The 15,654-nt window shown below is 54.6% G+C and carries 14 protein-coding genes; 5 read left to right on the top strand and 9 right to left on the bottom strand.

Features of this window, described 5'->3' with window-relative positions; translation table 11 throughout:
• Window positions 1-265: 265 nt before the first annotated feature.
• From AC0YOB_RS33100 to AC0YOB_RS33085, 4 genes are all read right to left on the bottom strand, one after another.
• On the bottom strand, window positions 266-1,663 hold the full coding sequence (locus AC0YOB_RS33100; RefSeq protein WP_475796412.1) for a sulfatase family protein: 1,398 nt from the start codon (window positions 1,661-1,663) through the stop codon (window positions 266-268).
• A gap of 106 nt (window positions 1,664-1,769) precedes the next feature.
• Entirely contained in the window at window positions 1,770-2,603 is an 834-nt protein-coding gene (locus tag AC0YOB_RS33095; RefSeq protein ID WP_475796411.1) for a carbohydrate ABC transporter permease, read from the bottom strand.
• Window positions 2,600-3,478 (bottom strand): carbohydrate ABC transporter permease, encoded by an 879-nt coding sequence (locus tag AC0YOB_RS33090; RefSeq protein ID WP_475772059.1) that lies wholly within the window; start codon window positions 3,476-3,478, stop codon window positions 2,600-2,602. The genes AC0YOB_RS33095 and AC0YOB_RS33090 overlap by 4 nt, the downstream gene beginning before the upstream one ends.
• A 5-nt stretch (window positions 3,479-3,483) precedes the next feature.
• Window positions 3,484-4,836, bottom strand: a complete 1,353-nt coding sequence (locus tag AC0YOB_RS33085; protein WP_475796410.1) for an ABC transporter substrate-binding protein — start codon at window positions 4,834-4,836, stop codon at window positions 3,484-3,486.
• Window positions 4,837-5,143: 307 nt separating this feature from the next.
• On the opposite strand from AC0YOB_RS33085, the gene AC0YOB_RS33080 reads away from it, so the two are divergent.
• Together AC0YOB_RS33080 and AC0YOB_RS33075 are read left to right on the top strand one after the other, a co-directional pair.
• Window positions 5,144-5,914 (top strand): response regulator transcription factor, encoded by a 771-nt coding sequence (locus tag AC0YOB_RS33080; protein WP_475796409.1) that lies wholly within the window; start codon window positions 5,144-5,146, stop codon window positions 5,912-5,914.
• Window positions 5,911-7,692: a cache domain-containing sensor histidine kinase gene (locus AC0YOB_RS33075; protein ID WP_475796408.1), complete on the top strand. Its 1,782-nt coding sequence runs from the start codon at window positions 5,911-5,913 to the stop codon at window positions 7,690-7,692. Before AC0YOB_RS33080 ends, AC0YOB_RS33075 begins: the two co-directional genes overlap by 4 nt.
• 88 nt (window positions 7,693-7,780) lie before the next feature.
• Here the strand turns inward: AC0YOB_RS33075 and AC0YOB_RS33070 are convergent, their stop codons facing one another.
• Entirely contained in the window at window positions 7,781-8,437 is a 657-nt protein-coding gene (locus tag AC0YOB_RS33070; protein ID WP_475796407.1) for a flavodoxin family protein, read from the bottom strand.
• Window positions 8,438-8,572: 135 nt separating this feature from the next.
• Between AC0YOB_RS33070 and AC0YOB_RS33065 the strand changes: the two genes are divergently transcribed.
• The 3 genes from AC0YOB_RS33065 (at window position 8,573) to AC0YOB_RS33055 (ending at window position 10,776) form a co-directional block, all read left to right on the top strand.
• Window positions 8,573-9,427, top strand: a complete 855-nt coding sequence (locus AC0YOB_RS33065) for a LysR family transcriptional regulator (protein WP_475796406.1) — start codon at window positions 8,573-8,575, stop codon at window positions 9,425-9,427.
• Between the two features lie 115 nt (window positions 9,428-9,542).
• Window positions 9,543-10,040, top strand: coding sequence for a DinB family protein (locus AC0YOB_RS33060; protein ID WP_475796405.1), 498 nt, complete (start codon window positions 9,543-9,545; stop codon window positions 10,038-10,040).
• A 349-nt stretch (window positions 10,041-10,389) separates the two neighbouring features.
• Entirely contained in the window at window positions 10,390-10,776 is a 387-nt protein-coding gene (locus AC0YOB_RS33055; RefSeq protein ID WP_475796404.1) for a VOC family protein, read from the top strand.
• A 187-nt stretch (window positions 10,777-10,963) separates the two neighbouring features.
• Here AC0YOB_RS33055 and AC0YOB_RS33050 read toward each other — a convergent pair whose 3' ends face one another.
• From AC0YOB_RS33050 to AC0YOB_RS33035, 4 genes are all read right to left on the bottom strand, one after another.
• Window positions 10,964-12,271 carry a winged helix DNA-binding domain-containing protein gene (locus AC0YOB_RS33050; RefSeq protein ID WP_475796403.1) on the bottom strand — a complete coding sequence of 436 codons (1,308 nt, stop codon included), beginning with the start codon at window positions 12,269-12,271 and terminating at the stop codon, window positions 10,964-10,966.
• A 111-nt stretch (window positions 12,272-12,382) separates the two neighbouring features.
• The gene (gene gdhA / locus AC0YOB_RS33045; RefSeq protein ID WP_475796402.1) at window positions 12,383-13,750 is read right to left on the bottom strand and encodes an NADP-specific glutamate dehydrogenase; all 1,368 of its coding nucleotides are present in this window, start codon (window positions 13,748-13,750) and stop codon (window positions 12,383-12,385) included.
• Between the two features lie 58 nt (window positions 13,751-13,808).
• Complete coding sequence (locus AC0YOB_RS33040) at window positions 13,809-14,816, bottom strand: diaminopimelate dehydrogenase (protein ID WP_475796401.1); 1,008 nt, start codon at window positions 14,814-14,816, stop codon at window positions 13,809-13,811.
• 271 nt (window positions 14,817-15,087) lie between these two features.
• Window positions 15,088-15,519, bottom strand: coding sequence for a VOC family protein (locus AC0YOB_RS33035; protein ID WP_475796400.1), 432 nt, complete (start codon window positions 15,517-15,519; stop codon window positions 15,088-15,090).
• Window positions 15,520-15,654: the final 135 nt, after the last annotated feature.

Genomic DNA, 15,654 nt, shown 5'->3' with positions numbered 1-15,654 from the left:
CTGGACCGGGTAGTTCTGGCGGCCAGAAGAAAAGGGCCTCCTGTCAACATGCACAGGAAGCCTGGTAATCAATGTTTTTTTTTCACGCCGGGGAAATGTATAGGAGGGGAGAACAGTGCTGGCTTCCGCTACATACACGGGCCGTGATCCTAAATTCTCTGGCCTCCAAATTGTTGGGCCAATAGAATAGCGAGACCAGAGTGGCTTAACCACTCTGCGTCATGGACTGGGCTGTAATTACAGCTAGTCAACGACTAGCTGGCCATCATAAATAAATCTCCGCCTCATCCAATTTCCGCTGGCCGGAGGTTATGGCGGGAGCGTCTTCAATGACCGGCGCCGCTTCTCCTGCTTGCAGCATCCGTCTGATCAGTGTTTCACGGAGATGGTCCGACACCGCGCGGTGCGAATCGAAGCCGGCCAGATTCGTAAGCTCATAGGGATCGGCATATAGATCATATAGAAATTGCTCGATATACCGGTCGGCGGATGCCGCAGGTGGCGCGGCGGTATCCGAGGCTGTTACGCCGTACTTCCAGCGCTGCGTCCGAACTGCCCGGCCCGTCTGGGATTCGCTGATCTGCACGAATACTTCGCCGGGCCAATCGCTGCGCCCGCCATTCAGCAGCGGCATGATCGATCCGCCCTGCATATGCCCGGGAACCGGAATACCGGCAGCCGCAAGCAGCGTCGGGGTAAAATCGACCAGACTGACCAACTCCCTGATCTGGCCGCCTCCGGTAAACCGGTCGCCGTAGAGCGCGGCGGGAACGCGGATAGAGCTTTCGTGGCAGGAGCGCTTATATTCGGAGTTGCGCGTTTTGAAATGCGAGCCGTGGTCGGAAGTAAACAGAATGATGGTGTTCTCCGTCAAATGCAGGCTTCGAAGCGCGTCCCGGATCCGGCCCAAGGCCTCATCCAGGCGCTTCACCATGCCGTAATAGCCGCCAAGCTGCTGATGCGCCGTTCCTCCGAGCGCGGCCAGGTCAGGCGGAATCCATCTGCCGGTATAGGCATCGCGGTACACATCCGGAGCGGGATAATCGTCCCGGCGGTTCTGATGGTGGGGCTCCAGATAGGAGAGGAACAGAAAAAACGGTTTATCCTTGCGCTTGTCGATAAAGCGCACCGCCGCATCCGTTAACGCGTCGACGCGGTATCCCGGCAGGCTAACTGGCTGCCCGTCGTTGTCATAAAGCAGGGTCTCGTACGCGTCCGACGTATGCTCCAGCGCGTCCGCGGCCAGCCAGTAGTTGTAGCCGCCGCGCAGATGCTCCGGCACCGGCTTGTCGCGGGTGACGGCTAGATGCCACTTGCCGATATAGCCGGTGTCGTACCCGGCTTCGTTGAAATAATGGGCGAGCGTCGGCAGGTCCTGACGCAGCGGTATCCCATTGCGGTAGCAGCCGGTCTCGGTGGCGTACAGCCCGGTCTGCAGGCTGGAACGGGCCGGCGCGCATACCGGCTGGCATGTGAAAGCATGCTCCAGATGTGTTCCGGAACGGGCCATCTGGTCGAAATTCGGCGTCAGCCCCAGCGGATTGCCGTGCACGCCTGTCGTGTCCCAGCGCTGCTGGTCGGTAAAAAACACAATCACATTCGGCTGCTCTGCCGCTTCTTTTCCGGATCTGCGGGCAGCAGCGTCCTTTTTAATTTCCGCCACTACGATTCCTCCTAAAAGTTATTGCATGATTAACCTTAAGCATTCCTGCCCTGCTGGATGCCCAAGCGACCACTCACTTCGAAAGCGATACTTAAGATCGTCATGTTCAACCCTTCAATCCCGTTGTGGAAATTCCTTCGATAAAATACTTTTGCGCCAGAAAAAAAACGAGCACGCAGGGCAGAATGGCCACGACGGACATAGCCATCACCTGGTTCCAATGAACCGCCCCTTCATTGTCAAGCGTCATGCGCAGCCCGAGGGAAACGGGGAACTTCGACACGCTGTTGATATAGATCAGGGCGTTGAAAAACTCGTTCCATGTCCATATAAACTGGAAGAGCGCAGCGGTAATCAGAGCCGGCACGGTCAGGGGCACCAGCACCTTGGTCAGAATGCCCAGCGAGCCGCACCCGTCCATTACCGCGGCCTCGTCCAGATCCCGGGGAATGCCGCGCAGGAACTGGATCAGCAGAAAGATAAAAAAGGCATGTACGGCCAAGAGAGCGGGAACGTAGAACGGCAGATACGTGTTGAGCCAGCCGAAGCGGCGGAACAAAATATACCGCGGGACGAGGACGACCGCATCAGGCAGCATCAGCGTCGAGATCATCAGGGCGAACAGGAGCCGCTTCAGCGGAAAGCGGAAACGGGCAAATCCGTACGCCACAAGTATGCTGGACAGCACGGTCAGCACCACTACCGGAACGACCAGCATCAGCGTATTGCGAAAAAAAACGCCAAAATTATTCGCGCCGATGCCCATCCAGCCCTTGCTGTAAGAATCCCATACAAAAGATGACGGCACAAGGCCGATCGATGAAAATACTTCGGCGTTCGGCTTGAACGATGCCGAAACAAGCCAGATTAAGGGATAGACAAACAAAATGCCAAACACTGACAGCAGCAGAACGACTGTCGTATTTCGCCGCAGCGTCACAACCGCCCACCCCCGTCCTCATAATACGTCCAGCGGCCCGAAAGCTTCATCAGGACGTAGGTAACTGTCAGAATAATAAGGAACAAAATCCACGACAAAGCGGAAGCGTACCCCATTTTGAAATAGTGAAAGGCGTTATCATACAGCATCAGTCCGTACAGGTATGTCGATTTCACGGGTCCCCCGCCCGTTATGACGAATGCGGCGGTAAACTGCTGAAAGGCGCCGATCGTCTGCATCACGAGGTTGAACAAAATAACGGGCGTAAGCAAAGGCAGCGTGATATGAAAAAACATGCCAACCCTCGATGAGCCGTCTACTCTTGCTGCCTCGTATAGCTCCTTCGGAACCTGCTTCAGGCCGGCCAGAAAAATAATCATGGACGAGCCGAATTCCCAGACCGGCAGCAGCGCGATCGTAAATAAGGCAAGCTTCGGATCGCCAAGCCAATTGACAGGGGGAATGGAAGCTGCCGCAAGCGCATGATTGACCAGTCCGTCGCGCATGAACAGAAACTTCCATAATACGGACACGGCGATGCTGCCGCCCAGAATGGATGGCAGATAATAGATTGTCCGGAACCAGGCGATTCCCCGTACCGGCAAATTCAGCACAAGCGCCACCAGCAGGGCGAATATCAGCTTCGCCGGAACGGCCATCGCCACATATATGGCCGTGGCCTTCAATGATTTGAAGAAATCGGGATCTTTGGTGAAGATCCCGATGTAGTTTTGCAAGCCCACCCACTCAGGGGGACGGATCATGCTGTAATCTGTGAATGAATAAAACAGCGACGCGCCAAACGGATAAAGCGTCAATACGAGGAAGCCGATCAGCCAGGGACTTATATAGACCAGTCCGATATATTTCTTCATCGTCTCTATTTAATATCCTTCAGTTTTTCCGTCATTCTGTCCATCAGCTCCCGGGCCGCCTGCTCCGGCGTTATCCCGCCGAACCCGACCTGCTGCAGATAGTCCGTCGCCAGATCCGACAGCTCCTGATTGCCGCTGATGCCGTTCACGGGATCGCCTGGCTTGGCCAGCGCCAGCTTGACTGCTTTGGCGACCGTCGGGTCAATTTTATTGTTCTGGACCAGCAGCTCCGAATTTCTCTCCACCGGCGGTACGCTGTAGACATCGCCCAGAATAAGCGCGGCTTCGGGATCGGTCAGCAGCCAGCTCGCGAATTTGGCGGCTTCCTCCGGATGCTTGGAGGCCTTATTGATGGCCAGCGGATTGCTTGGATTGACGAGCACAGCCGAAGTCTTCGCATTCGCGGGAATCGGGTATGTCGTGACGTCGATATCCGGAATGACCGATTTCAAGGCGACCAGCGTGGAGGCGAGGCCGAAGCTGAGGCCAATATTACCTTTTTGCCATGCGGTATTCTGCGTGATATCCGGGTACAGACTGCTCTCTGCCAGAGGCTCAAGCACGCCGTCGTCCAGCAGCTTCTTGTAATACGTCAGCGCGTCGGTCAGTACAGCCTGATCGAAGCCGAGCGTCTTGTCGTCCTGAATCCACTGCTTGTTTGTTTGCTGCCGGACGTAAGGCTGCAGAAATCCGCGGACATCCAACGACGCCAGCAGATAAGCGTCCGGATCCTGCTGGTGAACCTTCCTGCCGATTTCGTCAATTTTCGCCCAATCCCAGTTCGTGTCCTCGGGGATGCCGAATTTTTTGAAGAAATCCTTGTTGTAGGCGATTACCATGCCGTTGACGCCCATCGGCAGACCTACGAGCTTCTGATCAAACACCGTATACTTATTCAGAAAATCGGGATCAAACGCATCCAGATTAATGTTTTGCTTCTGCGAATAAAGATCAAGCACCAGATTGCCCTTAACGGCGATATCATCGATCCAGTCAACCGACAGCGGCGTCAGATCAGGCGCGGTACCGCCCGAGAGCTGAGTCACAAGCTTCTGGTAATAACCGTCAAACCCGCTGTATTCCGGCTCAATCGTAATGTTCGGATTCTTCTTCGTATACGCGTCGATGGCTGCCAGCAGCGCTTTATGCCGGTCCTCCGAGCCCCACCAGGCAAATCTCAGCGTCACCTTTTCGTTAGACTGTCCCGCGTCATCCGCCTGTGTTGTATTGCCCGTCTGGGCCGGATTGCCGGCAGCGCTTGTCCCGTTTTCGTTTGCTCCCGTGCCGCAGCCCGAAAGCGCGGTTGTCAACAATAATATGAAGCTTATAAGACTTATCAGTTTAATCGGATTTCTCATTGCAGGTTTCCTCCCCTTTGTCTGTTCATGCCTGTATTCAAATATAAGCGGAATACTCGGAAATAAAAAGAGGTGCTTCTTGGTATTTGGTATCACTCGCGGGCTATTTGCGGTTGAAAGGTATCCTGAACCGGGATCGCACCGGCTGCGGAGAGTTTTTCCCGTTCCCGCAGGCGATAAGCGGAGGCAAACGCCGCCGGATGCAATTTTTCTGTACAAGATCCGAAAAGTCCGCTATCCTTTTTAATATATCCGATAGGATTACTCTTATTTAAAGAGGCTTGAATTCTGCAGGAGATGAGCGATAATGTACAAACTTGTATTGGTGGACGATGAGGTCGAAATCCGCAGCGGATTGGCGCAATATTTTCACTGGAATCAACTCGGGTTTACGATAGCGGGGACGTTCGGGAATGGACGCGAGGCGCTCGATTATATTTTGGGGCATCCCGTGGATGTTCTGCTGTGCGACATTGCCATGCCGGTGATGGACGGACTTGAGCTTGCCAGAACACTTCATGAGAGCGGCCGCCGCATCCGCATCGTGCTGCTCAGCGCCCACAAGGAATTCGAATATGCCAGGAAGGCCCTGGCTTATGATGTGAGGAGTTATATTGTCAAGCCTACCGGCTTCGAGGAGCTGTACGGCGAGTTTTCGAAAATCCGGTCAGAGCTGGATGAAGCAGCGGCGGCACAGCCGCATGACGGCGGATTGTCTGATTCAGACAACGGCGCTTCCTTTCACGAGAAAGTGATCGAAACGATAAAGCGGTATGTGGAGCAGCATTATGCCGAAGCGTCCCTGGATGAGGCGGCGCGGCTCGTGAGAATGAATCCGGACTATGTCAGCAAGTTTTTCAAAACGAGGACGGGCCGGAATTTCTCGGATTATATCGTGGAAGTCCGGATGAACAAAGCGGCCGAGCTGCTGCGGGACATCCGCTACAAAACGTTTGAAATCAGCGAAATGGTCGGCTACAGCTATCCCAAAAATTTCACCCGCACCTTCAGAAAATTTTTCGGCATGAGCCCCCGGGATTACCGTAATGGCCGGGAACAAGAAAGAAGCCCCGAATGAGGACCCGGTTTTTTATTAAAAATCTGCTGCTGTTTCTGTTTCCCCTCCTGATCCCGGTCATCATTCTGGGCACATTGTCGATTGTCGTCACCAAGCAGTATATTCAGGGCGAAATCAATAAAAACAATCTGGTCTTGTTCAATCAGATCGACCGCAATATGGAGCTTATCGTGGACGAAATGAATTCGCTGAACGTCAGTCTGGGCAACTCGGAGGTCGTCTTCAGACTGGGAGAGATCATGCGCACCCAGACCCTGACGCTGGAAAATCTGCGGCTGATGAAGACGATGCTCAACTACATCAACGGCCCCTCCAACGCGAAGCCGTATATGGAGTCGATCTATGTCTATGTCAACAATCCCTATCGCCAGTTCCTGGCAAGCGGCGAGGGGCTGGTCCGGCTGCAGGGATTCAATGATCCCTCATGGATGGACAGCTTTGCCGCGCATCCGGATCGGACGGCCATATGGACGGAATCCAGGAGGATCAGGCGTTATTCGTTCGAAGCGCCGGTCGCCGTCACGACCTTGTATCAGAATCTGGTGTCGAATGTGCAGGATCGTCCGAGCGGCGTTATCGTGCTCAACATGGATACCGGTTATATCGAAAAGCTGCTTGCCGACATGACGACCTATCCTGATCAGCAAATTTTTGTTATGGACGAAAGCGGCAGCCCTGTCTTTCAGACGCATACCCAGACCGGTTCCCCGATTCCGGATATCGGCCGGATTCCCTATTCGGACCACTCCGCCAATTGGAAAACGGGAGGGACGACATATCTGGTCTCCCAGTTTAAGGCAAAGTCCGGCTGGACCTACATCTCGGTGACGCCGAGGCCGTCGCTCAACCGGATTCCGTTCCAGCTTAGCGCGCTCACTGTGTTTTTCGTCCTGCTGTCCTTTGTATTGGGACTTGCCCTGACCTGGCTGCTGACGCAGCGCAGCGTCAGACATATCCGCCGCATTATCGAGCTTATCCAGCATGCGGAGGCTGGCGCGCCGCTGCCCGAAGCCGATTCCGCCCGCAAGACGGACGAATACGGCTATATCGCGCAGAGGATTATCAAAAATTTTATCGAGCGTCATTACCTGAGTGCGCAGCTCTCGGAAAAAAAATATAAGCTCCGGACGGCCGAGCTGCTGGCGCTGCAGGCCCAGATCAATCCCCATTTCCTGTTCAACACGCTGGAAACGATCTATTGGAAGGTGCTGGGCCTGACGGGCAAGCCGAATGAGGCCAACCGGATGCTGGAGAATCTGTCGTCGCTGCTCAAATATTCGCTGGACACGCCCAATGAGATCGTGCCGCTGGCGCAGGAAATCGAGTCCGCCAAAACCTATATCCGAATCCAGCAGATCAGGTACAAGGACCGGTTTGAAGCCATCTGGCAGTATGATATCGAGGAGCTCCAGGATGCCGGCATAGCCAGACTGCTGCTGCAGCCCCTCATCGAGAACTGCATGAGCCATGGGCTCCGGGAGCAGGAGGTCAAGCTGCGGATTAAAATCAAGCTGGCGCGCCTGCCCAGCCATATCCGCATTACCGTGATCGATGACGGGACAGGAATGGATGCTGCGCTTTTGCAGGAGGTGCGAAGCCGTCTCGAATCGGAGGAAGAGGTATACCATCATATCGGACTGGTCAACACCGACAAACGGATCAAGCTGACGTACCAATCCGCAGAGGGTCTGACGATTCGCAGCAAACGACGCTGGGGAACCGTCATTACGATGGCCGTTCCGCTGCAGCGGCCGGACGGGGGCGGGGAGGCTCAATGAAGCGTTCCCCGTTATCTTCGGCTTTCAGGAAGGCAGGAGCTTGCGAGGCGCCGCCCGAGCATAACCTGACGATGAACCTTTATGAAGGTCAGCGGGATGGCCAAACCTCTCCGCTTCTTGGGGTATCATGGCGGAAATCGGAATATTTGCGCTCCAGGATCTCACGCCCAAGCTGCTCGGCGGCAGACATGGGGGAGCTCGGGTCGCGCGTTACCTCGCCGCGGCTGTTGCCAATGCCGCGGACAACACCTGCAAATTCGGAGCGGGTATAACGGGAAAACTCCTGAAGCTGATGAATGATGCCGAGCGACGCACCCGGATACGTTTCCTCGGAGGCAAGAACGAGACCGATCCGCTTGCGGGTCATTCCCCCGGCGACCTGGACGGATTCCGGGTGCGAGGCTGCATAGTAGCAGAATGTACGGTCGAAAAAGGATTTCATCTGGCCGGACAAGCCGTACCAATAGATGGGCGAGCAGAAAATCACGCCTTGCGCGGGAAGGAATTCGTCGATGAACAGAGAACGGAAGCTGTCGTTAATGGAGCATTCGCCGCTTGGAAGACGGCAGGTCCGGCAGTCGCGGAGAAAGCTGGAGATATAGTCGTCAACGAAGCGGAGCTGAACCTGCGTACCCGCTTCCTCCGCACCGCGTTGAACGGCGGCGGCAAGTGCCGCTGAATTCCCGTCGCGCCGCGGGCTGCCGACAAGAATAAGCAGCTTTGGTGATTCAGTCAATGTATTCATTTCTTTTTCCCCTTTGCTCTTCGATTGGCCTATCCGTATGGCTGATTTCATTGTAAACAAGGAATTGCATATCGTATAATGATTGATATTCATATTCCTATCATTATTTTTGATATCAAATCGGAGGATCTGCTCATGGAATTGACTGACCTTAACGTTTTTAACATAACCGCTGAGGAGGGCAGCATATCCCGCGCGGCTGAGCGGCTGCAGTACGTGCAGTCCAATGTCACGGCGCGGATTCGCAAATTGGAGTCTGAGCTTGGGGTTGCGCTGTTTCACCGGCATTCCAAGGGCGTTGTTCTTACGGAGAAAGGAGTCCTGTTTCGGGAGTATGCCCACAGGATTCTGAGCCTGTCCCAGGAAGCGGTAAATGTCGTTCAGGAGACATCTTATCCAAGCGGCCCGCTGGCTATTGGAGTTGTGGAGACCGTAACCTGCGGCAACTTCATGAATGCCCTGTCTGACTTTCAAACCAGCTATCCCGATGTCTCGCTGTCATTATCGACCGGGAACCCTTCGGAGCTGCTTGCAAAAGTGGTGAACCACCAGCTGGATGGAGCGTTCATTACCGGTGAAATAAAGTCATCCAGGCTGATATTCGATTACAGCATGCAGGATGAAATCAAGCTGCTTACCAAGCATACGCTGGAAGGTGATCCCGATTTATCGGGTATGAAATGGGCGGTTTCTCCAAGGGGCTGCCCCTTTCGGGCGATTTTGGAAGAGTGGCTGTACAGAGAAGGGATTCCGCTTGTGAATATGATCGAGATCGGTTCGTTGGAAACGCTGCTGAGCTGCGTACGGTCCGGACTTGCTTCCACACTGCTGCCGGAAGCCGTCTTGGCGGGAGAGTATGCGGTTCTGCGCAGCAGCCCCATTCCGGAGGATTTCCGGTATATCCAAACGAGTCTGGTCCGCCGCAATGACCGGTATTCCAGTAAAGCCTTTGCCGCCTTCGTGGAGCTCATTAAAGAAAATGGCTTGTAATCCTGACCGGCGCCCCATCGCCGGAAGGCATCCCAATTGCTTGACTGACTGCAGCTGTCAGTGAAGGCTCTGTATAGTTAGCGGTGTAAGGAAATCGGAACCGGAGGGATCGGATATGTTTACAAAAATCGATGATTTCGTGCAGGAATTCGAAATGGAGTCTGCTGTCACCATGCGGGTTCTGGATTCGCTTACCGATGAATCGCTGACACAAGCCGTTTCGGCAAATCAGCGTACTTTAGGCCAGATTGCCTGGCATCTCGTAGGCTCCATTTACTACATGACCTATCTTGGATTATCCTTTGACGAGCCTTTGGAGGATAATGGCGCGCCTGCCTCAGCGGCAGAGATTGCCGGTGAATACCGCCGTATCGGACAAGCCATGCTGCGCGCGGTGAGAAGCCAATGGACCGACGAGTCCCTTGGTCAGGTGGTTAACATTGGAGGCGAGGATTGGCAGAACGGCGCTTCTTTACGGTATACGCTGCGGCATGAGATTCACCATCGCGGCCAAATGACGGTCCTGATGCGTCAAGCCGGTTTGCGCGTTCCCGATGTGCTGGGCCCGACTCGCGATGACTGGATCGATAAAGGAATGGAGCCCTACGCCTGATGGAACAAGAGCGCCCCTCGCGAGGCGCTCTTTCCTTTTCATTACCAGTACGGCAACTCTCCGAAAAAAACATACAACCCCATGATTGGAGTCGGTGTTTGCATGAACCGATTCAGTTTGCGCCTGCATTCATGTAAGCACGATGTCTGAGTCCAATGAAGCAGCCCCAATATGCCTGCCATGCCATTCGTCGACGGCGTAATCCTGCTAGGCGGTTGGCAGGTAGGCAGAAACGTTATTAACGATAGAGAAGAGGTATAAGCCGCACAGGAATCAAACGCCTGCCCCGCTGACAGACGCCGCCTGCTATAATAGAAGCAAGCAAAATAGAGGCAGAGGAGTGTTTATAATGGCTAAGCTGGTGCCTTACATTTTTACTGAGGATGCGCATGCGCAAGGGAATTATTATGCAGAGATTCTGCGCGGAGAGATTGTAAATCTGAGGCATTATTCCGATCTGCCGGATATGCCGCAGGAGATGCAGGAGAAAGTGCTCCATCTGGAGCTCAGAGCCGGGGATCTGAAGCTGTATATGGCGGATACGACTCCGGCAAGAGCGGGTAACCGGATTGACCTCACGCTCGAATGCGGGTCGGAGGAGGAGGGCGCCGGTATATTCGATAAGCTTGCCCGGGAAGGGAAGGTCATTTTTCCGTTTGGAAGGATGCCGTGGGGTGCCTTGCTTGGGCGGGTGGAGGACCGGTTCGGCATTACCTGGCAGATTGCCGCCGACTGATGAAAGGTTGAGGCGGGCTCTAGCTAATGCGGCTTAGCCGTGCAGGAAGTCCGGTCCCATTTATCCTTCGCGTTGACGTTCTGGCTGCCAGCTGTTATGGCTATTGCCGCCAGGTCGGGAAGTTTCTTCTTTACGAAGAGGTCATGGGAGGATACGGTGCTGGTCTTTTATCCGGATGCCCCTCACACTAATGAAATTGGATATCATGTTCGGCGGCATCAGCGGCAGCGAAGCCCAGCAGCCGCTGGCCTTCCTGGGCAAGAGCGGCAAGGTCCTCTCCGGACAGCGGCTCAAAGGGCTCGATAACCAGAGTGGCGCTGTTCCGGCGGCGCTCTATTCTCCATACTCCCCGGGCCAGCCCGTCGACCAGTACCACAGCCCGAATGATTCCGTTGATGGTAAAGACCAGGGGCCGGTGCCGGTCGGCGATGATCCTGCTGCGGTCGGCATAGGATAGCAGCATGTTGTCGAACTCGCCGAGGAACCGCGGCGGAGCGGGCGTATCCGGATTCGGCAGCGGGGCGTCCGGCAGGTCAAACAGCTCCCGGCCATGCTCGTCGCGGAATGTTCTTAAGCCGGGCCGCATAGCTTCAATGACCCCGCGCAGCCGGGTAAGGCCCGACCACACCTGCATATCCTGAACAGACGCGGGTCCGAACGCCGCCAGATAGCGTAGAAGGACATAGGCGACCGAGGTCTTTTGGTCAAGCTCCTGTCCGAGCCAGGACTCGGCGGAGGTATGGGCAGCCTGCCCGCTTTCGCCCCAGATTCCTCTGGGCGGAATCTGGACGAGCGGCACCCAGGTGCGTGCGGCCGCTGCAAGGGCGCCGGGCTCGCGCCCGGGCCACCGCTCGCTGAGCTTTGTACCGAGCTCACTGAAGGTCAGCGGATGCTCATCGGCCAAAGCCCGGGCGGCAGAGGCGAGCTCTTGCGGATCCAGTCCTGTCAGATGCTTGCCGTGGTTGCCCTTCAGTCCCCGTTCCAGAACAGGCTGCAGGAGAGGGCGCAATGCCAGGCAATCACGGGCGGTGACCAGATGGATCGTGGAGCGCATCAGGGCTATGCGCACGGCGCTCCGATCCCTGATCATCGCTGCCAGGTCGTCCTGATGGAAGCCGTGCAGCCGAGACCACAGCCCGATATAAGGCGGATTCGGCGCCTGGGCCTGCATGCCGACCAGATGCTCCAGAGCATCCGGAACAGACAGCTTCGAGCGCCGCAGCAGAAGCTGCCGCTCAAGCAGCGCCCGTCCCAGCGCCCGCGGTCCCAGCACAGCGGTCTTGCCGCCCGTACCCCGCTCATTAGATGCGCTTCCCGAAATCTGCGATCCCATCGTCAATCCAGCGGAAGCGGCTGAAGCCGGAATTGAGCCGGACATATCGCCTGTGGGTGGATATGATTGACCCGATGGAACCGCGGCGATGGCGGGCGGATATGTGTCGTTCTCTGATGCAATTTTACTGCTGTCTGAGGGTAATTCATTGTGCATGTCCATTTTGGATAACCTCCTTGTACACGTCTCTCTTGCCTTTACAAGTATGAGTATATAACAAGAACCCTGACCACCTATTGTCAGGGTTCCCATTGAGGCTAATCAAAATAGAAGCTATACCACGCCTTGGTCGATCATCGCATCGGCTACTCTGATGAATCCTGCGATATTGGCTCCGGCGAGCAGGTTGCCGGGACGGCCGTATTTCTCTGCCGCCGCCACGCTGATATCATAAATATTTTTCATAATGACATGCAGCTTCGCATCAACCTCTTCGAAGGTCCACGACAGGCGCATGCTGTTCTGTGACATTTCCAGGGAAGAAACGGCTACTCCGCCTGCATTTGCTGCTTTAGCAGGGCCAAACAACACATCATTGCCCAGGAATAAATCGATTGCATCCAGGGTAGAAGGCATGTTCGCTCCTTCGCCGACCGCTTTAACCCCATTGGCCACCAAGGTACCCGCCATCTTGACATCAATTTCGTTCTGAGTTGCACAGGGAAGCGCAATATCGCATGGAATGGACCAGATACCCTCACAGCCTTCCGAATAAGTGGCTTCGGGGTGTTCATTCACGTATTCGCTGATGCGGCCCCGCTCCACTTCCTTGAGGCGTTTAACGGTCTCAAGGTTAATTCCGTCCGGGTCATAAACATAACCGGCTGAGTCGCTGCAAGCCACGACATGGGCTCCCAGCTGCTGCGCTTTCTCAATGGCATAGATGGACACATTTCCTGAACCCGAAACGATTACCCTGCTGCCTTCGAAGCTCAGACCCTTGGAGGCCAGCATTTCTTTTACGAAGTACACGCAACCATAGCCGGTAGCTTCTGTCCGACCCAGGCTTCCGCCATAATGAATGCCTTTGCCTGTGAGCACGCCGGCTTCATTGCCGCCGCGGATTCGCTTGTACTGGCCGAACATATAGCCGATTTCCCGGGCTCCCACGCCGATATCGCCTGCCGGAACATCGGTATCCGGACCGATATATCGATATAGTTCCGTCATGAAGCTTTGGGTGAAGCGCATGATTTCGTTGTCTGATTTGCCCTTGGGATCAAAGTCGGAGCCGCCCTTGCCGCCGCCGATCGGCTGACCGGTCAAGGCATTTTTGAAAATTTGTTCAAAGCCCAAAAACTTGATGATGCTTGCGTTGACGGAGGGGTGAAAACGCAGACCTCCCTTGTAAGGGCCAAGCGCGCTGTTAAACTGTACGCGGTAGCCGCGGTTTACCCGGACCTTGCCGCTGTCATCAAGCCAGGGAACCCGAAAATAAACGACACGCTCCGGCTCAACGATCCGCTCCAGAACGCTGTGCTCCATATATTTGGGATGATGCTCAAACACAGGGACAAGGGAATCCAGTATTTCTTTGATTGCCTGGTGAAATTCGCTTTCATAAGGATTGCGGTGAATGACTGTTTCATAAACAGACTGGACATATTGTTGGGCTGAGGTTTGATTCACAGTAGTTATCAAGTAAACAGCTCTCCTTTTTTGGTAACTCCAGATTGGTGACGATAAGGTCCAAGGTTATTTACAGCAGTCCGCGGCGAAGCTCCTCCGGTGATTTGGGAGATAAAAGTCCAAAAGGAATATCGAATACGGTTTTGGCTCCGGCAACCCCTTCGCTGCTTAAACGGTAAGCTGCCCGGGCATAGGCGACCAGGACGCTGGCTGTAAATTCCGGATTGCTCTCCAGCTTCAAGCCGAATTCCACAATTTGTTTCGTTCCTTCACCCGTGACGCCGCTGCGGATAACGAAGCCGCCATGCGGCATGCCCTGATGCTCCGCTGCCAGCTCCTCTTCAGTAATGAAGGTAACCGTGGTGTCATAATCGGAGAAATAGTTCGGCATGTTAACGATGGTTGCACGGATTTGTTCCTGATCCGCGCCTTCCTCCGCCACAACATAGCATTCTCTCAGATGCTTCTCCCGGGTAGGCAGCTCTGGTGTTTCCCCGGAACGGATACGGTCAATGACAGACTGAACAGGGACGGTATACTGGACTCCTGCCTTCACGCCCGCAACGCGGCGAATGGCGTCGGAATGGCCCTGACTTACGCCTTTGCCCCAGAAGGTGTAATCCTTGCCTTCGGGCAGGATCGCTTCGGCCAGCAGCCGGTTAAGCGAGAACAATCCCGGATCCCAGCCTGTCGAAATAACGCTGACGTTGCCGCCTTGCTTTGCTGAAGCATGCACGGTATCGAAGAATTCGGGAATTTTAGCATGGGTGTCGAAGCTGTCGACGGTGTTGAACATCCGTGCGATGAACGGGGTTTGCTCAGGGAGATCCGTTGCCGATCCGCCGCATAGAATCATGACATCTATATGGCCCTTGAATGCTTCGATCGTAGAAATATGTTCAAAACGGGTGCCATCTCTGCCTGCGTCTAATTGTTCGGGTTGTCTGCGGGTGAACACAGCAACCAGCTCCACATCCGGATTCTGGCCAATTGCTTTGTGAACCCCTTTACCGAGATTTCCATAGCCTACAATTCCGATTCTAATAACTTTTTGCAGAAAAAGCCCTCCTTGTGCCATACTTCAGATTTTTTTAAAGATCTTTATTCATTATAAAGATCTTACACGAAATGTAAACTATGAAGCGGTGAAAATGGCTAAAATAACGGTTAAATGCCATGGGCTGGGCGCTCTATTTAATGAATTCCTTGTATCAACTGACAGATGCATTCCATTAAATTGCGCCGCCGATTTTATTTGCCGCATCCTATACATAAACAGGCTCTGTCCTCCCGATGAAAGGAAGGCCAGAGCCTGCAGCTTGTTCATTATGCAGATTGCTTTCGTGAGTTTATAGCGGATTCTCGCCCGTACTTTGGAACAGCTCGATAATCTCGCCGTCCGGTCCCTTGAAGAAGGAGAGGCGCACCGGTATTCCGCCAAGCACGGCATTCTTGGGCTCTACCGTAATTTCCATGCCCGCTGCTCTGGCGAGCTCTGTCGCGGCATCCACGTCATTCGAACGCAGGGCCAGATGGAGAAAAGCGCCTTCCGGTTTCGGACCTTTGGTTCCGCCCGCGAAGACCTCCAGATAATTGCCGTCGCCGGTATCGAGCATAATCGCCCGGCTGTCGCCTTCGCCCCAGCGGACTCTGTCCGTGAAACCAAGAACTTCCGTGTAGAATCGTACGGTTGCGTCAAAATCATAGACCCGAATCGCGACATGATGAAAACCGCCGCCGCCTATTTTCGTATTGCTGCCCATAAGGCCACCCGCTTTCATAGAAAGTTAGTCCTCCCCTAGTATAAACGGTCCGGGTATGGATGCCAACGGGTTGGGGCTGGACAGCAGGGGAGAGGCATGATAGCATTCACGAACAAGGCCCATATGCATGGATGATTTCCGGATAATTTCCAA

The organism is Paenibacillus sp. JT31N17 (assembly GCF_056269255.1).
Note: the sequence above shows the minus strand (reverse complement) of the source record. Positions and strands in the feature narration are given on the sequence as shown.